This window comes from Microvirga puerhi, from assembly GCF_020089865.1.
Classification (GTDB): Bacteria; Pseudomonadota; Alphaproteobacteria; order Rhizobiales; family Beijerinckiaceae; genus Microvirga; species Microvirga puerhi.
Genome location: NZ_JAIRBM010000004.1, coordinates 296,855 through 316,707, shown reverse-complemented (window position 1 = coordinate 316,707; position 19,853 = coordinate 296,855). Strand labels below are relative to the sequence as shown.

Genomic DNA, 19,853 nt, shown 5'->3' with positions numbered 1-19,853 from the left:
GCCTTTCCCCACAATGTAAGACAATAATCTTCCAGGAGGAGCCCATGAAGAAAATCGCCATTGCTCTAGCCGCCGGCCTCGGCCTCGCTGTCGCTGCGGATGCTCAGGCCCAAGGGAATTATCCCCAGCGCCCGATCACCATGGTCGTGCCTTTCGCAGCCGGCGGCCCGACCGACGTGATCGCCCGGATTGTCGGTGAGCACATGTCGCACACGCTCGGCCAGCAGATCGTGGTCGAGAACGTGGCCGGTGCCGGAGGCACGACGGGCATCACGCGGGCTTCTCAGGCCCAGCCGGACGGCTACACCATCATGATGGGCCACATGGGAACCCATGGCGCCGCTCCGGCCCTCTATCCGAATCTGAAATATGATCCGGCGAAAGATTTCGCCCCGGTCGGCCTCGCCGCTGGAACGCCGATCCTGATCGTTGCGCGGAAAGATTTCCCGGCCAACGATCTGAAGGGTTTCGTCGAGTATATGAAGACGAACGGGGACAAGGTGAACATGGCCCATGCGGGCGTCGGTTCGGTGTCCCACATGACCGGCATCTTCTTCAATTCGGTCATCAAGGCCAAGCCGACCATGGTGAGCTACAGCGGCACGGGCCCGGCCCTTAACGATCTCATGGGCAATACCGTGGACTTCATGACAGACCAGATCGTCAACGTGGCGCCACAAATCCAGGGCGGGAACATCAAGGCCTTTGCGATCGCAACGCCGGTCCGCTCGCCGGTTCTCCCGAATGTTCCGACCACGAAGGAAGCGGGGCTGGACGGCTATGAGGTGAGCGCCTGGAACGCGGTCTTTGCCCCGAAGGGAACCTCGCCCGAGATCGTCAAGAAGCTCAACGACGCGCTCGTGAAGGCTCTCGCCGACGAGAATACCAAGAAGCGTCTCCTCGACCTCGGCGGCGTCATCCCGAGTGACGCGGAGCGCTCGCCCGAGGCGCTGCAGAAGCTGGTTGAAACCGAAGTCGCCCGCTGGACGCCGGTCCTCAAGGCTGCCGGAACAAAGGCGCAGTAAGTACGATTGAGGCACCCTAAGGGAAATCCCTAAGGGTGCCGACCGTTCTTGAAACGGAAATTGACATGCTGCTGCGAAAATCCGCCCGATGCGGTCGCCCGCGGCAGATCTCATGGGTTCTCGGCGGGCCTCTGCCATTTGTCCTGATGTCGCGCTAATCGGGCCTTGAAATCCGTCTCAGACGCGATTACACCCTGCCCCGTGTGCAGCCGTAGCTCAGTTGGTTAGAGCACCAGATTGTGGATCTGGGGGTCCCCCGTTCGAGCCGGGGCGGCTGTACCATTAGAATCAGAGCGCCGATGATCCGCGCCGAAGCCCGCTTCCCTCACCGTAAATTCGGGTAGTGCGGCCGTTAAATTACCTCAATCACGGGCAGATTAACGCGGGCCCTTTTCGGGCATCCCGTCGTTTGAACCCAGACCGCATGACCGATCCTGACGAGGCCGAAGGAAGCCGCGTGTTCGCGAGCGCTCTCGACCAGCTTCATGAAGCCCGCGTGCTCCATGCCCAAATCAAAGGTTTGAAGGCTCTCTTGCAGCTTCAGCGAAATCAGGTCGCGAGGCTGAACGATCGCCTTTATGCGAATACGCCGGGTGGCCACGCGGCAAGACGCCTTCTCGACCTCAAGAGATCCGAGAAGCCTTGAAGATCAATCGTCATTGGACGAGTTGAGCTCGTCCGGCTTCAGCCCCTCATCCGCATCCCGCATCCGGGACAGCCAGTCGAGCTGTTCCTGCACGAATTGCGGGTCGCTATGGAATCGCATGGCGCAGGCGACCAGAAAGGTAGGGATTTCGGGAAGTTCCTCGTCATCAAGGTCCGGCAAGACGAGTTCCAACTCCGTCATATTGCTGGCTGTCACGATGGCGGCCTCGTTCGGAGGAATGGAGATGGCGGCGGTCTTGGTCTGTCTGCTCATGCTAAAACTTCACCGGATACAGGAGATCGTCGGCAGCAGGTTACGGTCAAATCGTCTTGTCATCATCATAACGACCAAGCTTGTCCCCGGTTCTCTCCAAGGATGCTGTTCTGACGGCCTTTGGGAGAATACTCGCCGGACGAAGGGGCTGAAGAGAAGGTCGAGTTCAAATGAAGAGCGATCAGAGAATAGTAGATTTATAATCAAATGGAATAACGTCTCAATGAAATAGCGTATTGTGCTCAGATACGGAGACGTGAGTTGCCTCGACTCCATTTTCCGTGCGAATGATACAAAATCAAAACATCGAACATTGTTCGATAGGCAGGCCCTTCGGTAGGGCCCGTGATGTTGGAAAGATCTATGGGTGCGACGATAAGAACCGGACGAGCTCGTTCGACGGATGACCTTTCATGCACCGAGGGGCCCTCATTATCTGAGAGGGGTAGCTTTCCTTTTGATCAGACCAGGGCCGCTGAACGGATCCCATGAGGCTCGATCCCATCACTTTGGGTTTGGCCTTCCTGCTGCTGTCTGGCGTCCTGGGCCTCCTGCTCCTCTTTTCATGGATCCTGAACCGTAACGTGCAGGCACTCGCCTGGTGGGGGGCAGCTTATTGTCTCGTTCCGTTCGGAATGGGCATGATTACCCTGAGTCTGGCGCCGCCTAGCCTTGTGATCCTCCTCGGCTCGAACGCGGTGATGGCTCTCGTCAACGGGATCGTCTATGCGGGCTGCAGAGTATTCAACGAACGCCCCAGGCCTCTTGTAGCAAGTCTCTTGGGAGTGACGGTCTGGATCATTCTCTTCCCGATCATCAAGGATTCCTTTCCTGCAAGACTTCTCGTCGCCTGTCTTATCGCCGGGAGCTATACATTTCTCTCTGCCTGGGAACTTTGGCGACACGCTCGTTATCGGCTTGTCTCGCAGCGGCTGGCGATCATTCTCTTGTTGTTGCTGACGGCTTTCTATGTCCTCCGCAGCACCTTAGGGTTTGTTTCGACTGGCGTTGGATTGGTCGATGCTCTGGCTTTGCGATGGTCTTCCAATCTGGGACTGCTTCTCCTCTTGTTCATCCCGGCTCTGGCCTTCGTGTTCTTGTCGATGGCCAAGGAGAAGGTGGAGTACGAGCACAAGCAGGCGGCCCTTGTAGACCCACTCACCGGGATTCCGAACCGGCGGGCCTTTCTGCGCAACGCCTCAGAGCTTCTTCGGCGACAGGGAGGCGGCAGGCCCGCTGCATGTCTCCTGTTCGATCTCGACAACTTCAAGCAGATCAACGACAGCCATGGCCATGACATCGGCGATCATATTCTGACCGTGTTCGGCAAAGTGCTTGCCGCTCATCTGCCGGAGGGGTCTTTTGGTCGGATGGGTGGTGAGGAGTTCGCTGCCGTTGTCCCTCTGGCGAGACGTCAGGTCGAGGAGCTTGCCGAGGAGATCAGACAAAGCTTCGCGGCCGATGCGAAGATGGCGCTCGGGCAGCAGGTAGCAGCAACGGTCAGCATCGGATGTGCTGCGGCCGCGGACGCAACCGTGCATCAACTCATCCAAGATGCCGATCGGGCCCTCTACCGAGCGAAAGCTGCCGGCCGAGACGCGGTTGTCGTCGCTGACGCGAGATCCTGCCCCGCTTAGAGCTGTTTCCACGCCCGTGGAGTTGGTTCTTTTGTTGGGTGGGCCGTATTTTGACGACGAATCGAACCCATCTCGCCGAGAATGCTCTAACGGGCAGGCGCTTCCTCGACAGGGGATAGCCTCGATGCCAGGCAAGGGTCGAGGAGGACATAATCGGCGCTGAGCTTGCTGTAGCCTCCGGTGACGATCACCTCGTCACCGACCTGCAGACCATTGGTTTGATAAGTGATGCACATCACCTTCGGCTCGGGTGGTTCGCCGCACAGGCCGAGATAGGCGAGGGTGCCGTCGTGATGCACGAGCGCCAGCTTGCCGACGACACTGAAATCTCTGCGTTCGAAGCCTGTTTCCTGATCTTTTGTCCATTGTGCGACCTCGCTGCAGCGAGCTTGCCGATGTGGAGGCACCTCTGCATCGGCAAAGGGACTATCGTCAGCCACTCCTTGCGCCCGTGCCGGATCAAAAGGGCATGTGATAGCGGTCATGAGAAGAAGCACGGCCGCCGCACGGATGCAGGTATGCGACGGCAAAAGGAGAAACGAGTTCGTCATGATTGGGAAGCGTTTTCGCTCGCTTCTCAGAGGACGTCGACAATGATGCGCTGCTCAACCGGAATCGCATCGGACGGAGCGCGGGTCACGAAGGTGCCGCGGCACGTGGTTGTCGTGGCATAGACGGGAGTCCGGTGGGCGTCTGAGCCGACCATGTAATTCGTTGTGTAATAGACATCGCCGCCGGAATACGTGGTCGTCTTTGCCACGAACGTATAGCCGACTTCCGTGGGGCTGAGCCGCACCACTGTCTGAGGGGCTCCATACGCGGCAATGCGTTCGGAAATTGGTCGGCCGATATAGTCGCTGCAGGCCATGGCCAGGGCGCCCCGCGGTTCGTAGGCGCATCCCGCGAGCAACGTTGTCAGTCCGGCGACCGTAGCCAGATTCCTCACGCAAACCTCCTTCAAGATGCTCGCCTTCAGGCGACATGGGTGATGAGCCGAGTGCGAACTGCATTGCTCGGGTTGGGCGAGATGCTGCATCCGATGAGGATAGAGCACACTCATTACCGGACAATTGTCTTCGGACGAACTCCAAAGAAAAAGGCCCGACATTGCTGCCGGGCCTTTTGGAGCCATCGCGTCTGTGGCTAGTTGAACTTGTAGTTCACTCCGGCCCGAACGACACCGAACTCGGTATCGCGGCGAACGGTTCCGTAGGAACTTCCCGCGTAGTTGCTGCGGGTATCCAGATTCACGTAGAGGCCCTCGACCTTGGCGGTGATGTTGCCGGTCACCGCGTATTCCACGCCGGCGCCGACTGTCCATCCGCCGTTGGTGTTGTCGTCCCGGCGATAGCCGAGCAGCGGATCATAGGCATTGTTGCCGCCGACATCGCCATAGGCAAAGCCGCCGGTGCCGTAAATCAATGCGCGATCGAAGGCGACGCCGGCGCGGGCACGGATCGTGCCGAAGAAGCCGTCCGAGCTGCCCGGATAATAGATCCGGCCATAGGACGCGCCCTTATTGCCGACGGCGGCATACTGGATATCGGTCTCGGCGCCGATGACGAACATGCCGAATTGATAATTGTAGCCGATCTGGCCACCGCCGACGAAGCCGCCGGACTTGCCGCTTCCGACATATCCGAAAGCGGGGTCGTAGTAGCGGCTGGTTCCGGTGCTCCAGCCGTAGCCGATATTGGCGCCCGCATAGAAACCGGTCCAGGTAAAGGCCGGTACGGCGCTATAGACCGGAGCGGGGGAATAGCGCGAGGGCAGGTCGGCAGCCTGAGCGGTTGCAGCAGCGAGAGCCAGGGCGGCGGTTCCGGCGAACAGTCCGAGAAGAGAGGTACGCATTACTTTTTTCCTTGCTTGAGGGACCAAAAGCGCAAGGCTTGAAGTGCCTGTCTTGCGTCAATAACCCTTCAGCGAAGAATGTTGCAATACTCTATCAATTGAGAACTGATGTAATGCTTTCCAGTTCGTAAACATTCACTTTTCGTCAACTATGTTCTGACAGCGCGACTTGATCTCAGGACCTCTGTCGTGCGCAGATCACGTTGACCCAAGGGTTGAACGCCCGAAGCAAGACATCGAGACCTTGGCCCTGTCGATCAGACGACAGGGCCTTTTCATTTTATCTCGAGGGTCGTCTGTTTATGTCCGGTCAAGCCGATCGAGAGCCAAGTGCGCGATTTTCGCTACGTCGGCACTCATGGGCAATATCTCTGGGTCAAGGTCCGCGATAGGAAGCCACCGCGCTTCAAGCGCATCGTCGCCGGCCGAAGGCTCGCCTGACATGTAAGTGCAACGTACGGCGATAAGAACATAGTGATGTCGCAGTGTGCCGTCCGGGTCGTGATCGAAGATGTCCAGGCTTGTGAGGATCTCGGCGGCCGTTGCTTCGATGGCGGTCTCCTCGCGCAATTCGCGCAAAGCCGCAGCTGAGACGGTCTCGCCATAACCGATCTTGCCGCCGGGAAAACCCCATAAGCCCGCATCCGGCGGATTGGCGCGTCGCACCAGGAGAGCTTGTTGGTCGCGGATGACGACGGCGATGACGGCAGGGATGGGAAAACGAGTGACTTGGCCAGACATGGCCAAGTCCTAATCTAAACAGAGTAAGCAGGGAACCGGCGCAGTCGGCGCCGGTCTTCGGAAGCTGAAAGGCTCAACGAGCCCGATCAGCCATCGCGGCCTGAAGCGGTTCCATGCTCTTGTGGAACCAACGAGCGGTCGCTTCGGCGATGTCCTGCCATTGCGCCGATGCTGTTTCGTATGCCTGCCGGGTTCCATTGGCGTGGAGGCGCAGGGCATCCGTCAGATGAGGCGTATTGAACGTGGTACGCCACAGGTCGATTGCGGCATCGCTCTGGGACTGTACGGCGGCGATGATCTTGTCATTGATCTCGAGGGCGCCGTTTGCCGTCGCCAGGGCTGCCTGGCTCAGGGCTTGCCGTACCGCGTCAGCGCGATCCGCGCCGAAGCGAGAAAACTGCATCGGCTCCGCCATCGGTGCCTTGATGGCAGCCGACGGAGGGGAGGGTGGAGTATCGGGAGCGACTACGCTCTGCACTGACTCGAGGGCAAGTTCCGGTCCGATCTTCGGCGCAGAGGCTTGCTTACGGGCACGGGTGGTGCCTGTCTTCTTCGCTTCGGCCATGGCCACGTCCTTGGTTGGCAGCGGGTCTTACTTCTTGGTGGGAGCCTGTTTCATGGCCGCCTGGGCCACGGATCCGAGGTCTTTCATCTGCGTCTGCATGGCTTCCACCTGCGAGCGCACGAACTCGGCTTGGTATTGCATCGCCTCCTGCACGTTCTTGGCGCGCACCATCTTCTGGGCGAGATCGAATGCGGCTGCGATGTTCTGTTCGGCGTAGGAGAGGGTCTTGCGGGTTACGTCCTTGACGCTTGCCTGGGCCGTGTTCGCTGATCCTTCGAAGGTGTCGACCGTCTTCTGTGCGGCGCCGAGGAAGCCATCCATGGCCTTGCGCGCCTGCTCGACGCTCTTTTCCGCGAAATCACGCATTTCTTCCGGAATCTCGTAACCCGTCGTTTGGTTTGTCGCCATGGATCGCTCCTGTTTGAGGCTCTTGTGCAGTGCAATATCACATTGTGCAATGCAAAATCAATCCCGAGCCTATTCGTTAAGGTTATCACGAAGTAAAGATATTTAGGAGTTCTGGCAGAAAAGCCATTCGCCGATAATGGATCCGAAGCCACACTTGTGGCGTATGGACAGAGCGCGAGGGGTAGAAACCGCTCATGACGGACGCTCCTAACCGATACGAGACGATGCTGGCGCGGCTTGCCGCGGATCCGGCTTCAAGGCTGTTTGCCAAGCCGGAGACGGGTGTTCTCGTTTGGGATACATCGGTCGAACATCTTCTCTGGACCTCGCCGGCGGCGGTCGGACTGTGTTCCGTCCTTGCCGACAATGATGGCAGGGTCTTTCCCGATCTGCGGGCGCGGGATCGGCTTAGAGCACTCGCGAACGGAGGAGCACCCCTCGACGGCACGAGGCTGGAACGCCTTTGGCTCGACCCTCGGCATCTGTCTCCTCCCGTTACCTTTGCCTGTCGCCTCGCACGAATGGAGGATGGGCAAACCGTGCTGATCACCGCCATCGTCGGGGTGGTGCCACGCCTGTCCGGGCGGCCGCGTTCGGCAACGCCAGCGAGTGTCCTGGAGCGGAGTGTTTCGGGTACTGACGCGAGGTCCGAGGACCCTCCCGCATCGGCAAAGACGCGAGGCCCTATCCGTTTCATCTGGCAAGCCGATCCGGAGGTGCGCTTCCTTCAGGTGTCATCCGGCCTTGCCGAAGCTGTTGGCCCTCAGGCGTCAAACATCATCGGCAGGACCTGGGATCAGGTCACCCGATCCGCTGCAGAGGATCCGGATGGCGTCGTCGCACGCCTGTTTGCTCAAAGGGAAACCTGGAGCGGACAAACCGTCGTCTGGACCATGGACGGCTCCGACCGGCGGGTCCCCATCGATTGGGCAGGGATGCCCGTCTTTGATGCGCAGCGGGAGCTCGTCGGCTTTCGTGGCTTCGGTCTGGTTCGCATGGATGCCATTCGCGAGCCGGCTATTCCTGACGACGTAAAGGCCGAAGCAGGCTCCGGAGCGGCTGAAGAAGGCACCTTCGACGAGAGTGCTCAGGGTCACGTCATAGGAGACGATCCGCAGGGACGGGATGAAACCTTGATCGAGGGCCCCGGAGAGACATTGCCGGAAACTCTGGATGGGCGCCCTGACAACGCAGAGCCGCGAGACGATGGAGGGCTTTCCCCTGAAGCGAGCCCCAGCGGCGCTCGTGCCCTGCCGGATGCATCCGGCCTGTCCAATGCCGAGCGCAATGCATTCCGGGAGATTGCCCGAGCCCTGGGTGCACGTCTGGAGCCGGATCCGTCTGCGACGGCGTTGGCCAGACCCGATGTCGCCGAGCCGACACCGGAGCCGGACCGGGCGGAGGAACCTCTGCCCGCAATCTCTCCTGTCCCGTCCGATGGCGAACGCGTCCTCGACCGGCTCCCTGTTGGTGTGCTTGTTCACCGGGGCGAGGAGATCCTGTTCGTCAACCGCTACCTGCTCGACCTTGCAGGCTATGGCACTCTGTCAGAACTCGTGACGGAGGGTGGCTTCGTCCATCTTTTCCGGACATCGCCTGCTCTGCATGAGGCAGCCGCGGACGGCTCACCGCTATCGCTGACCTCCCGACAGGGAGAGAGCATCCCGATCGACGTGCGCCTTGCCCATGCCGAGTGGGACGGCGCGCCGGCCGATCTCATGGCGATCCGGCCGATCCCTCAAACCGATGCCAGCCAGCGCCTGCCGCTCGTCGAGGCGGAAATGCGCCAGCGCGAGAGCCGGGTCCACGAGCTCGAATCCATCCTCGACACGGCGACGGATGGGGTGATCGTCCTTGACGAGACCGGTCGTATCATTTCGCTCAACCGTTCGGCGGAGGCTCTGTTCGGCTATGATCAGCGCGAGGTGGTTGATGATGCCATTACGGTCCTCCTCGCGCCGGAAAGCCATATCGTCGCGCTCGACTACCTGGAGGGCCTGCGTTCACCGGGCGTCCAGAGCCTGCTCAACGATGGCCGGGAAGTTCAGGGGCGCGTGCGCCAGGGAGGCACGATCCCGCTTTTCATGACCATGGGGCGGGTCCATGACGGGCCGGGCCGGAAGTTCTGTGCGGTGCTCCGGGACATCACGGCCTTCAAGAAGGCGGAAGGCGAATTGGTCGGCGCCAAGCGGGCGGCCGAGGAAGCAAGCGCCCAGAAATCCGATCTGCTGGCCAAGATCAGTCACGAGATCCGTACACCGCTGAATGCCATTCTTGGCTTCGCCGAGGTCATGCTGGAGGAGCGGTTCGGATCGATCAGCAATGATCGCTACAAGGAATATCTCAAGGACATTCACGCCTCCGGCGCCCATGTGATCAGCCTCGTGAACGATCTGCTCGATCTCGCCAAGGTCGAGGCTGGGCGCATGGAGCTTGCTTTCACGAGTGTCAGCCTCAACGATTTGGTTCTGGCTTGCGTCACGCTCCTGCAGCCGCAGGCGGCCCGGGAGCGGATCGTCATGCGCACCAGTTTCCCGGCAAAACTCCCGCCCGTCGTGGCCGATGAACGCTCCATGCGCCAAATCGTGCTCAATCTCGTCTCCAATGCCATCAAGTTTACCGACGCAGGTGGGCAGGTGATCGTGTCCACGGCTCTCACGGACCGGGGCGAGATCGCGTTCAGAGTTCGCGATACGGGCATTGGCATGACCGAGAAGGAGGTTCAGGCGGCCCTCGAACCCTTCCGCCAACTTGCCACCTCGCGGAGACGGGGTGGCACCGGGCTGGGGCTTCCGCTCACCAAGGCTCTGGTCGAGGCCAATCGTGGCGCTCTGCAGATATCGAGCAGCCCCAACGAGGGAACCCTCGTCGAAGTCATCTTTCCGCCGACGCGGGTCCTTGCGGAGTGAGCGCCTCCAGCGATGAGGCGGCGCGGCCCCAGGATGAGCAGTTGAGACCCTACCATGTCCTCTGAGGATCCTTCATCGTTCGTTCTGCGTGACCTGATGCCTGCGGACGCTGATGCATATCGGGAATTGCGGCTGGAGGCGCTCGCAAGCGCTCCGGCAGCCTTCGGATCGAGCTACGAGGAGGAAATCCGTCTATCCCTTGACGAGTTTCGCGCACGTATCCCTGACACCGGTCCCAATCGGATCTTTGCGGCATTCTCCCGTGATCGCCTCGTAGGGATGGCAGGCTTCGTTGTCCAGGATCGACTGAAGGCGCGCCATAAGGGAATATTGTGGGGCGTCTATGTGCGACCGGAGGCGCGGGGCCGTGGTCTCGGTGACGCCCTAGTCCGGCAGGTTGTCGATCATGCGGCGCGCCATGTCGTCGTGATCGAGGCAGCTGTCGGGCTCTTCAATGAAAGTGCCCGCCGCACCTACCATAAGCTCGGCTTCAAACCCTACGGCATTGAACGCAAAGCTATCCGTATCGACGATATCTTCTACGACGAAGAACTCCTGTTCATCGATTTCTCGGAACACGCATGATCGACGGCCGTGATTGCAAGGGCGCAGTTCTGATCATTTTGAGCCTCGGACATTTCAACAAAATGCCCTAGGTGTTGTGACGATCCCCTCACGAGACGAAGGATTCTCATGTCCACCTATCGCCTCGACAGACTTTTTGCGCCGCGTTCCGTTGCGGTGATTGGTGCGAGTCCTCGCGCTGGATCGCTGGGTCTCACCTTCCTGCACAATCTGATAGAGGGTGGCTTCGTTGGGCCAATCCACCCCGTGAACCCGCATCACCGCGAGATCGAAGGCCGGAAGTGCTTTCCGTCGATCTCGAAGCTCCCTGAGATTCCGGATCTTGTCGTGGTTGCCGTGCCGCCTCCAAATGTGGTCGGTGTCATCGAGGAGGCTGGCCGCAGCGGGGTTGCCGCGGCTGTGATCGCGACGTCAGGCCTTGGCCATGGAGCAGGTTCTTTCTCCGAGCAGACCTGCCTGGCGGCGCGTCGACATGGGCTGCGCCTCGTCGGCCCCAACTGTATCGGCGTCATCGCACCGCGTGCCAAACTCAATGCTAGCTTTGCCGCACGCAACGCCTTGCGGGGCGATCTGGCGCTGATCTCGCAATCCGGTGCTGTGGCGGCCGGGCTCGTGGAATGGGCCGCACAGCGTAAGGTGGGATTTTCCGCAATCGTGTCGCTGGGCGATAAGATCGATGTGGATTTCAGCGACTGCCTAGATTTCTTCTCGGGCGATGCCGGCACCCGGGCGATCCTTCTCTATATCGAGTCGATCGACAACGCTCAGAAGTTCATGTCGGCGGCCAGGGCCGCCGCTCGCACCAAGCCGGTCGTAGCCATCAAGGCGGGCCGCCATCTCCAGGGTGCGCAGGCTGCCGCGACCCACACCGGGGCCATGGCGGGTTCCGACGCGGTCTACGAGGCTGCCTTCCGTCGCGCGGGTCTTCTGCGGGTGCTCGATCTCGATCAGCTCTTTGCCGCCGCCGAGACTCTGGGGCGGCAGAAACCCTTTCCCGGCAAGCGCCTTGCCATTCTAACCAATGGTGGCGGTGTGGGCGTTCTTGCGGTCGATCGCCTGATCGACCAGGGCGGGACCCTGGCAGGACTTTCGCAGGAGACACGTCGCAGGCTCGATGCGGTCCTTCCACCCACCTGGTCACGTTCGAACCCGGTCGATATCATCGGCGATGCCGATCCAGCGCGCTATACGGCGGCGCTCGAAGCCTTGCTGGTGGATCCCGACAATGACGCGATCCTCATTCTCAACGTGCCGACGGCAGTGACGAATGCGCCTACGGCCGCCGCCGCCGTGACCGCAACGATCAAGAAGGCTCGCGCGACGGAATATATCCAGAAGCCCGTTTTTGCCGCCTGGATCGGAGAGGACCCGGAGTCCGCTCGGATTTTCGAGGAGGTGCGCATTCCGCATTTCGCAACGGAGGCCGATGCGGTTCGCGGATTCATGCAGTTGGTCCGCTATCGCGAGGCGCAGACCGAACTCATGGAGACGCCGGACAGTCTGCCGCACGATTTCGTGCCGGATACGGAGGCGGCTCAAGTTGTCGTCCAAGGCGCGCTGGCCGAGAACCGCCATTGGCTCGATCCCCTCGAGGTCAATGCCTTGCTACGGGCCTACGATATTCCGACGGCGCCCGTCACCTTAGCGAAAACCCCCGATGAAGCCGCCGCTGCGGCCCGTCCCATCCTGGCAGAGGGCGGGACCGTCGCGGTGAAGATCCTCTCGCCCGACATCGTGCACAAGTCCGATATCGGTGGCGTGAAACTCGACCTCACGACCGAGGAAGCTGTGCGGAAGGCGGCGGCCGATATTTTCGAACGGGCTGCGCGGCTTCGCCCGAATGCCGTAGTGAAGGGCGTGACGGTACAGCCGATGGTTCGACGGACCAAGGCACGCGAACTGATCGTCGGCCTTGCAGATGACCCATCCTTTGGGCCGATCGTCCTGTTCGGTCGGGGTGGAACGGCGGTCGAGGTCATCAACGACAAGGCCTTGGCCTTGCCACCCCTCGATCTCAAGCTTGCCCATGATCTGATCTCCCGGACCCGCGTGTCGCGGATTCTCAAGGCCTATCGCGACGTGCCAGCGGCGGACGAGCGGGCCATCGCTCTCGTGTTAGTCAAGTTGGCGCAACTCGCCGCCGACCTGCCGGACATCCGCGAAATCGACATCAATCCGCTGCTGGCGGACCAGGACGGCGTCATCGCCGTGGATGCACGCGTGGCGATCGCCCCGGAGGCGCGGAAGGGCAGGGAGCATCCGCGCTTTGCGGTGCGGCCTTATCCCAAGGAATGGGAGCGCACGATGCTCCTGCGCAACGGGCGCGAGGCCTTCGTGCGGCCAGTAAGGCCGGACGATGAAGAGGAGTTTCGTCGCTTCTTCCAGCAAGTCACGCCGGAAGATTTGCGCCTGCGTTTCTTCGCGCCGGTGCGCGATTTCAGCCACACGTTCCTCGCTCGCCTCACGCAGATCGACTACGCTCGCGCCATCGCGTTCGTGGCTTTTGACAAGGGGACGGGAGAAATGATGGGCGCTGTGCGCTTGCACGCCGATGCCAATCACGAGACCGGAGAATATGCGATCCTGCTGCGCTCTGATCTCAAGGGCCTCGGTCTCGGCTGGGGTCTGATGCGGATGATGATCGAATGGGCGAAGGTCGAGGGGCTACGTGTCATCGAGGGGCAGGTTCTGCGCGAGAACACGACGATGCTCGACATGTGTCGCCAGCTCGGTTTCGCGGTCCGTCCTGATCCGAACGATCCGGAGCTTCGCGTGGTGACGCTGCCGGTGGCGGAGTTCACGGATATGGATCTCCTCCCGACCTAACTGTGTGTGCCATCAGATGAAATTGATCGAGGCGAGACGCCTAGAGGGGGCGAGACAGCACCGACCGAAGATCCTCGTTACCGCTGTCGGGGCGCTTCCAGGTTATGTTGGCAACCCGCCATCCTTTCGGCGTCTTAGCGAGATCGTAGGTAATCTCTGCCGGTTGGCCTAAATTCCGGAATGATGCAACGACCTTCGCAGCATTGGCATCCTGAGACAAAACCTTGATCTCGAGATTCTCAATTTCGAAATCCTGGGCATCAACGAACGGATCGAATTCGATGCGGCCGATCTCACCTTTGGATTCCTTGAGATCCTTCTGGATCAGCTTGGTCAAGGCAGGGTCGAAATATTGCGCCGTTCTGCTGCCACGCCAACGAAGCCCTGAAGCGTCGCTACCCATATAATTCTTATAGATCGATGTTAGAAACGCCTGGGGCGTGCTCTCCACAGCATGTGATCCGTTCAGCATCATGGTGGAGAGGAGAGCAAATGCCATGGTCCACCATCCGAGATAGGCCGGTAGCCGAAGGCGGGAGGCGATGGAAAGCATTGGATCGTCCGGTAAGCTTTGCGAGCAGAAGAACGTGCACACAAGAGCAGCTTGTGCGCGCGTTGAGAAGCAGTGACCGTCACAATGCTTTGGATTAGTGATCGTCGCCTTTTACGCCGCCCACATGTTTCTGAGCATAGAGCTGGAGACCGAGCTGCTCGACGAGATTGAGCTGAGTTTCAAGGAAGTCGATATGGCCTTCCTCGTCCTTCATCAGATCCTCGAACAGGTTCTTCGAGACGCGGTCGCCCACACTTTCGCAATAGCCGGCCGCTTCGCCATAGAGATTGCGAGCGTCGTATTCGGCGGCGAGATCGCATTCGAGAATCTCGCGGATGTTCTGGCCGATCCGAAGCGGATCGAGAACCTGGAGATTGGCGAAGCCGTCGAGAAAGATGATGCGCTCGATGAAGCGGTCGGCGTGATGCATCTCTTCGATGGATTCCTCACGCCACGCCTTGGCGAGTTCCTTGTAGCCCCAATCGTCGAGAAGGCGATAGTGTAGCCAATACTGGTTGACTGCCGTCAGCTCGCTCCGCAGACCGCGATTGAGATACTCGATAACTCGTTGATCGCCCTTCATCCTGACCCTCATTCGAACAGGCGCTCATGCGCCGCGCCCCTCTATTTAGAGGAATTCCGAACGAGGAAAAGGATCTTGATGGTCATACCGCGGGCTCCGCTGCCGCCTGCTCCGGCAAGGCGGGACAGCAGCCGCGCTGACATGTCGGTTCCAGGCCGGCATCGGCCAGTGCCTTGTCCATGATGGCTCTGATCGTCCGGACGCAGCGTCCGCAGTTCGGGCTGCATCCGAGACAGCGATAGACCTGCGCCGGAGTCCGCGGGCATCCTGGTCCCGGCGTCAGGCACGCTTTGACATCACCGTCGGAAAGGACATTGCAGGAGCAAACGATCATGATGTTTAGTTTAGAATTACTAAAAACTAGAGGTTTATCAAGTACTTAACCTGAATAAAGCTCCAAGGCAAAGCGTTCCGGCTGCGCCCCGTTGTCACGGCGCCGCTTTTTAAGGAAGGCGTTTGAAAAGGCTTGGATAGTCAAGAACGAAGCCGTCCCCGTCGACAGGCAGATCCGCCTCGAACCCGCTGTCGAGGCTCTTGAAGCGGTAACGTCGCCCAGGTGTGAGCGCCGTGTAACGCTGGTCGCGCGGGGTCACGTCGAGGGTGGGTACGGCGATATAACAAAGCCTGATCTCAAGGGACTCGTCGGTTTTGAGGGAAAGCCGCCGGATGGGCAGCGTATTCGTGACGGGGGAGGCCTGGATATCGATATCGAGACAGCCCTGAAGAGCAGGCTGATCGGCTCCGTTCGCCTGCCACGAGCCCTGGCCGTTGCTCTTCAAATGCAGCCGTCGTCCCGAGGCTGTCCTGAGCCACGCCTCCCGCGTCCGCCAATGGGAATCGGTCCTGACGCGGTAGGTCAGGCCGAAGCGGATACCCTCATCCTGTCCGACCACTACTCCGGAGAACTCGACTCCGCCCTCGATCGGGCTGACCTCCACATGCTCCAACCCAGCTTCGCCGCCATCCCAGGCCGACCAGCGGATCGTGCGGGCAATGAGATGGGAGATCATGTTTCAAGTTTCACAGCTAATATCATGCAATGCGGAAGCATATGGAGCGGTCAGTGCTTTTGGCGATCTGAGTCGAACAAGTTCTCAGTTTTCTGAATGATTGCAACGCTTGCGACCATAGAAACGAGTGAAGAGACAATGATAACTGTTATAGCGAAGTGATCAAAATGAAGAACTCGCGTCACCAGCTCGATGAAAAGTCCGAGCATGGCTCCTTTCTGCAAGGGACTGTTCAAGTAGATATAGCGCACTAATCCAGCGACGTTTACTAGGATCATGAATAGGAAATAGTTTGCAATTGCGCCGAGTACTCCAAAGATGATTGCTTTGGTATGTGTCGGCGCGTGCAAGACGTATTTCGGGATAGTTGCAGCGCCGATCATAAGAGAAGCAATGTAAAATATTGGCAGCGTAATCAGCAAAAATTCGTCTAGCTTATTCTGAGTGATACCCCCAGTGGCCGCCCAGGTATCGAGCGCGAGCGAGCTCGAGAGGATCCCTGCATTCAGCCCGGCAAAAAGCGTTGCGGAACGACAGGGTATATTGCTGCATAGGAGCGGAATCACAAAGATCAAGACGCCCCAGATGACGATACCTAGGACAGTCAGCATTTCGCTTGCACTGAAGAAAACGATTTATCTCTCCCGGCATAGCCGGGAGAGATAAATGTGTCTGTATATCATTATATCTAGAGGCTCAGTCTCGCACGATCACCACGTGGAGGCGGCGGGGGCCATGGGCACCGAGCAGCAGGGTCTGCTCGATATCGCCCGAACGAGAGGGACCGGTGATCCAGTTCACCGTTCGCGGCATGCCGCCCTTGCCGAAGGCGAACCGGACCTTGTTCCAGACCGTCTCGTAATCACCGGCTACATCCTTGGCGGACACGATCACGATGTGGTTGTCGGGGAGAAAATTGAGCGTGGAGGGATTTTCCGGTCCGGAAACCGTGACGAGCGTTCCAGTCTCAGCGACCGCACCAAAGGCGTGGCTGACTGCATTCAGGTCGGCGCCTTGGCTCGGACCATGGGAAATCTCCAGGGAGGTCTCGGCCCAGGGCATGGCCGTCAGGCGCAGATCGTTCCCCATGCGCAAGGTTGCCGGCAGATTATGATCGCGCAGGAAGGTGGCGATGGCTTGCGGAACATCGGCAGCGGAATTGAGTTCCGTCACGGTTGCAAGAGCTGCCTCGGCCTGCACGCGAAACATGGCGAGCCGGTCTTCCGCCGGGAGCTGACCGCGGGCTGGGATCAGACCCTTCGGCGCGCGTTCCAGCCGCTCGGCCGCGATCTGCCGGCGAATGGTTTCGTTGCCTGATACGCCGAGCGAGCGGCGGATATTGGCGAAGACCTCGTCGCGGGCGCTCATGCGCGTCTTCCTTTGCGTTCACGCCGCCAGCGGGCTTGGAAGGTCTCCCCCTGCGGCGTCGGGAAGTCGCGATATTTCGTCCATCCGCGCGCGAAGGGAAGCCACGTGAAGCGGCCCTTGCGGCGTCCGGCGAACCCAAGCGTGACCATCGCCGCGCGGGTTGCCATGCGATAAAGGGCAGGCCGCTTGGCGAAGAAGCCCCAGAAGGCTAGGCCGGAGCGGAAGGTTGCCGGCATCAGGTGCCGTTCGAATTCGCGCTCGCGCCAATGGCGCATCAGCTTCGGCAGTGGAATGCGCACGGGGCAAACACTCTCGCAGCGTCCGCAGAATGTCGATGCATTGGGCAGGTGCCCAGCCTTGTCGACGCCGATCAGGCTCGGCGTGAGCACCGCTCCCATAGGGCCGGGATAGACCCACCCGTAAGCATGTCCGCCGACAGCATGATAAACCGGGCAATGGTTCATGCAGGCGCCGCATCTTATGCAACGCAGCATTTCCTCGAAATCGGTGCCGAGCATGGCGGACCGCCCGTTGTCGAGGAGCACGACATGGTAGTTCTGCGGCCCATCGGCATCGGCGGAGCGTCTGGGACCGGTCGAGAACGTGGTGTAGACCGACATTTCCTGGCCGGTTGCCGAACGGGCGAGCACGCGCAGGATCTGACTGACATCCTCGAGGGTCGGCACCAGCTTCTCGATGGAGGCGAGCACGATATGGGTCTTCGGCAGGATCTGGGTCAGATCGCCATTACCCTCGTTGGTGACGATCACGGAGGTTCCCGTTTCGGCGACCAGGAAGTTCGCACCGGTAATGCCCACATCCGCCGCAAGGAACCGCTCCCGCAGAACCGCGCGCGCCTCGGTGAGCAGCTGCACCGGTTCGGACAGGTCGCGCTTGGGGTCGAGATTGGTGTGGACGCGTCGGAAATCCTGCTCCACCTGGGTAGCGTTCAGATGGACAGCCGGCGCGATGATGTGACTCGGCATCTCGTGGCGGAGTTGAATGATGTACTCGCCGAGGTCGGTTTCCACGGGCGTGATGCCGTTCGCCTCGAGATGGGCGTTGATCTCGATCTCCTCTGAGATCATCGACTTGCCCTTGGTAACCGTTCGAGCGCCGGCCTCGCGACAGATCGACAGGATGATCGCACGGGCTTCCTCGGCATCGCGGGCGAAGTGCACGTGCCCGCCCGAGCCCTTCACCTTTTCCTCATAGGCTTCGAGATAGAGATCCAGGTGCTGGAGCGTGTGGTTCTTGATATCCCGCGCAGCATCGCGAAGAGCCTCGAATTCGGGCAGCTTGTCGGCCGCCTTCTGGCGCTTGTCGATGAAGCCCTGTTTCACGTTGCCGAGGGCCCGCTGCAACTGGGCGTCGGCCAGGGCCCGAGCCGCATTCTGCTTGAACTGGGGGGAGGTGGCATGAACGGTCATGGCCATTGTTTAGCCCGAAATCCGCAAAAGCGCGAGAGAGCAACGGCCGCAGCCGAGCTGAGGGGCGGCCTTCCAGCTACGGCCCAGGGAGGCCCGATAGCCACCATGCGCCGGCCACAAGGGTCGTAAGGGTCACCGGCACTCCGACCCGCAGATAGTGCCAAAATCCTATTTCGACGCCCGCGGCACGCGCCTTTTCCGCAACGATCAGGTTGGCGACTGAGCCTATCAGGGTGAGATTGCCCGCCAATGTCGAGGCCATGGCGATCACGAGCCAGACCCGTTCCTGGTCAGGAAGTCCATGGACGAAGGGCCTGAGTATGAGCACGGCCGGTACGTTGCTGACCAGGTTCGAGAGAGCGGCGGTCACGCCGGTGAGAATCCAGACATTGGTCAACTGCCATGTGCGGACCGTTTCAATCACGTCCGGGGACAGCAGAGTCTTCTCTGCCCCGGCCACGACGATAAACAGTCCTGCAAACATGAGCAGCAATGGGCCGTCGATTTCACGATACACTTTTCCTGGTTTGACCTGACGCGTCACAAGCAGGAGCGCCGCACCGGAAATGGCCGCCTTCGCGACCGGTACGCTGGCGAAGAACGCGGTCATCACGCCTCCCGTGACCAGAAGCGCCTTAGCCATTTGCTGCATATGGATCCGTGAGGGTCCAGGGGCGACCGCGAGGACCTTCGGTGTCCGAAACTCAGTTCGGCATAAGAACCTGATTGCTATGAAGACGAGGATCACGCCGATGATCGCCACGGGCGCGAGCGCGACTGCAAAGGCGGCATAGGGGATCTGCGAGAAGACCCCGATGATCATGTTTTGAGGATTACCCGTAATCGTCGCGACGCTACCGGCATTCGATCCCATTGCGGCTGCCAAAAGATATGGCACCGGGTCGCGCCCGAGGCGGCGGGTCACATCCAACACGAGCGGGGCCATCACCAGACACACGGCGTCGTTGACAAGGAAGGCGGAGAAGACGCCTGTGGTCAGAGCCGTCACACCAAGGAGCACGGTTGGAGAATGGGCGTGGGTGACGGCCCAACCATTCACGAGGCGGAAGAAGCCGGAGAGCCGGAGGTGGGCCACGATGACCATCATGGCGAGCAGCAGGGTGATCGTATCGAGGTCGATGGCGCGATAAGCTTCCTCGGGGGTGAGTACACCGGCTGCGAGCATGGATGCCGCACCGAGCAATGCAATGCCTGCGCGGTCGAGACGGAGCCCCGGAATGCGTCCGAGCGCGATGCCGCCATAGGTCAGAGCGAAGATGGTCGCGCTCGTGAGGCTCGTGGTGCCCATTGTCCGGCCCTGCTCGGGAAGGTTCTTGCATTAAGATAAGCCGGCGTTGCGGTGAGATAATGGGCGAATTACGCGGGTGTTCGATTCTCGACGTCGACGATGACAGCTGCCCGAGACAGGAGAATGTGCCGTAC

The 19,853-nt window shown here is 60.2% G+C and carries 21 protein-coding genes and 1 tRNA gene; 7 read left to right on the top strand and 15 right to left on the bottom strand.

Going from position 1 to position 19,853, the window contains the following annotated elements:
* Positions 1–44: 44 nt before the first annotated feature.
* The 3 genes from K9B37_RS07740 to K9B37_RS07730 all read left to right on the top strand — a co-directional run bounded on the left by K9B37_RS07740 (position 45) and on the right by K9B37_RS07730 (position 1,671).
* The gene (locus K9B37_RS07740) at positions 45–1,025 is read left to right on the top strand and encodes a tripartite tricarboxylate transporter substrate binding protein BugD (protein WP_224312488.1); all 981 of its coding nucleotides are present in this window, start codon (positions 45–47) and stop codon (positions 1,023–1,025) included.
* 205 nt (positions 1,026–1,230) lie between these two features.
* Positions 1,231–1,307, top strand: a tRNA-His gene (locus K9B37_RS07735).
* Positions 1,308–1,449: 142 nt separating this feature from the next.
* The gene (locus K9B37_RS07730; RefSeq protein WP_224312487.1) at positions 1,450–1,671 is read left to right on the top strand and encodes a hypothetical protein; all 222 of its coding nucleotides are present in this window, start codon (positions 1,450–1,452) and stop codon (positions 1,669–1,671) included.
* Positions 1,672–1,674: 3 nt separating this feature from the next.
* Here the strand turns inward: K9B37_RS07730 and K9B37_RS07725 are convergent, their stop codons facing one another.
* A complete protein-coding gene (locus K9B37_RS07725; RefSeq protein WP_224312486.1) occupies positions 1,675–1,944 on the bottom strand; it encodes a hypothetical protein in 270 nt (89 codons plus the stop codon).
* Positions 1,945–2,432: 488 nt separating this feature from the next.
* Here K9B37_RS07725 and K9B37_RS07720 point away from each other — a divergent pair, with 488 nt between their 5' ends.
* A complete protein-coding gene (locus K9B37_RS07720) occupies positions 2,433–3,581 on the top strand; it encodes a GGDEF domain-containing protein (protein ID WP_224312485.1) in 1,149 nt (382 codons plus the stop codon).
* Between the two features lie 86 nt (positions 3,582–3,667).
* Here the strand turns inward: K9B37_RS07720 and K9B37_RS07715 are convergent, their stop codons facing one another.
* The 6 genes from K9B37_RS07715 to K9B37_RS07690 all read right to left on the bottom strand — a co-directional run bounded on the left by K9B37_RS07715 (position 3,668) and on the right by K9B37_RS07690 (position 7,146).
* On the bottom strand, positions 3,668–4,021 hold the full coding sequence (locus K9B37_RS07715) for a hypothetical protein (RefSeq protein WP_224312484.1): 354 nt from the start codon (positions 4,019–4,021) through the stop codon (positions 3,668–3,670).
* A gap of 137 nt (positions 4,022–4,158) precedes the next feature.
* The gene (locus K9B37_RS07710; RefSeq protein WP_224312483.1) at positions 4,159–4,527 is read right to left on the bottom strand and encodes a hypothetical protein; all 369 of its coding nucleotides are present in this window, start codon (positions 4,525–4,527) and stop codon (positions 4,159–4,161) included.
* Between the two features lie 197 nt (positions 4,528–4,724).
* Positions 4,725–5,432 carry an outer membrane protein gene (locus K9B37_RS07705; protein ID WP_224312482.1) on the bottom strand — a complete coding sequence of 236 codons (708 nt, stop codon included), beginning with the start codon at positions 5,430–5,432 and terminating at the stop codon, positions 4,725–4,727.
* A 300-nt stretch (positions 5,433–5,732) separates the two neighbouring features.
* Positions 5,733–6,173: an NUDIX hydrolase gene (locus K9B37_RS07700; protein ID WP_224312481.1), complete on the bottom strand. Its 441-nt coding sequence runs from the start codon at positions 6,171–6,173 to the stop codon at positions 5,733–5,735.
* Between the two features lie 73 nt (positions 6,174–6,246).
* Positions 6,247–6,738 (bottom strand): phasin family protein, encoded by a 492-nt coding sequence (locus tag K9B37_RS07695; RefSeq protein WP_224312480.1) that lies wholly within the window; start codon positions 6,736–6,738, stop codon positions 6,247–6,249.
* Positions 6,739–6,765: 27 nt separating this feature from the next.
* Positions 6,766–7,146, bottom strand: a complete 381-nt coding sequence (locus tag K9B37_RS07690) for a phasin (RefSeq protein WP_224312479.1) — start codon at positions 7,144–7,146, stop codon at positions 6,766–6,768.
* Between the two features lie 194 nt (positions 7,147–7,340).
* Between K9B37_RS07690 and K9B37_RS07685 the strand changes: the two genes are divergently transcribed.
* From K9B37_RS07685 to K9B37_RS07675, 3 genes are all read left to right on the top strand, one after another.
* Positions 7,341–10,055 (top strand): ATP-binding protein, encoded by a 2,715-nt coding sequence (locus K9B37_RS07685; protein ID WP_224312478.1) that lies wholly within the window; start codon positions 7,341–7,343, stop codon positions 10,053–10,055.
* 54 nt (positions 10,056–10,109) lie between these two features.
* Positions 10,110–10,640: a GNAT family N-acetyltransferase gene (locus tag K9B37_RS07680; RefSeq protein ID WP_224312477.1), complete on the top strand. Its 531-nt coding sequence runs from the start codon at positions 10,110–10,112 to the stop codon at positions 10,638–10,640.
* A 108-nt stretch (positions 10,641–10,748) separates the two neighbouring features.
* Positions 10,749–13,466: a bifunctional acetate--CoA ligase family protein/GNAT family N-acetyltransferase gene (locus K9B37_RS07675; RefSeq protein ID WP_224312476.1), complete on the top strand. Its 2,718-nt coding sequence runs from the start codon at positions 10,749–10,751 to the stop codon at positions 13,464–13,466.
* Between the two features lie 40 nt (positions 13,467–13,506).
* Here K9B37_RS07675 and K9B37_RS07670 read toward each other — a convergent pair whose 3' ends face one another.
* The 8 genes from K9B37_RS07670 to K9B37_RS07635 form a co-directional block, all read right to left on the bottom strand.
* Positions 13,507–14,019: a YqhG/Tai3 family protein gene (locus tag K9B37_RS07670; RefSeq protein WP_224312475.1), complete on the bottom strand. Its 513-nt coding sequence runs from the start codon at positions 14,017–14,019 to the stop codon at positions 13,507–13,509.
* 94 nt (positions 14,020–14,113) lie between these two features.
* A complete protein-coding gene (gene bfr, locus K9B37_RS07665; RefSeq protein ID WP_224312474.1) occupies positions 14,114–14,602 on the bottom strand; it encodes a bacterioferritin in 489 nt (162 codons plus the stop codon).
* A gap of 82 nt (positions 14,603–14,684) precedes the next feature.
* Complete coding sequence (locus tag K9B37_RS07660; protein ID WP_224312473.1) at positions 14,685–14,936, bottom strand: (2Fe-2S)-binding protein; 252 nt, start codon at positions 14,934–14,936, stop codon at positions 14,685–14,687.
* A 109-nt stretch (positions 14,937–15,045) separates the two neighbouring features.
* Positions 15,046–15,612 carry a putative glycolipid-binding domain-containing protein gene (locus tag K9B37_RS07655; RefSeq protein ID WP_224312472.1) on the bottom strand — a complete coding sequence of 189 codons (567 nt, stop codon included), beginning with the start codon at positions 15,610–15,612 and terminating at the stop codon, positions 15,046–15,048.
* 50 nt (positions 15,613–15,662) lie between these two features.
* Positions 15,663–16,223, bottom strand: coding sequence for a hypothetical protein (locus tag K9B37_RS07650; RefSeq protein ID WP_224312471.1), 561 nt, complete (start codon positions 16,221–16,223; stop codon positions 15,663–15,665).
* A gap of 85 nt (positions 16,224–16,308) precedes the next feature.
* The gene (locus tag K9B37_RS07645; protein ID WP_224312470.1) at positions 16,309–16,980 is read right to left on the bottom strand and encodes a LutC/YkgG family protein; all 672 of its coding nucleotides are present in this window, start codon (positions 16,978–16,980) and stop codon (positions 16,309–16,311) included.
* Entirely contained in the window at positions 16,977–18,410 is a 1,434-nt protein-coding gene (locus K9B37_RS07640) for a LutB/LldF family L-lactate oxidation iron-sulfur protein (protein ID WP_224312531.1), read from the bottom strand. The genes K9B37_RS07645 and K9B37_RS07640 overlap by 4 nt, the downstream gene beginning before the upstream one ends.
* A gap of 76 nt (positions 18,411–18,486) precedes the next feature.
* Entirely contained in the window at positions 18,487–19,719 is a 1,233-nt protein-coding gene (locus K9B37_RS07635) for an anion transporter (RefSeq protein ID WP_224312469.1), read from the bottom strand.
* Positions 19,720–19,853 lie beyond the last annotated feature (134 nt).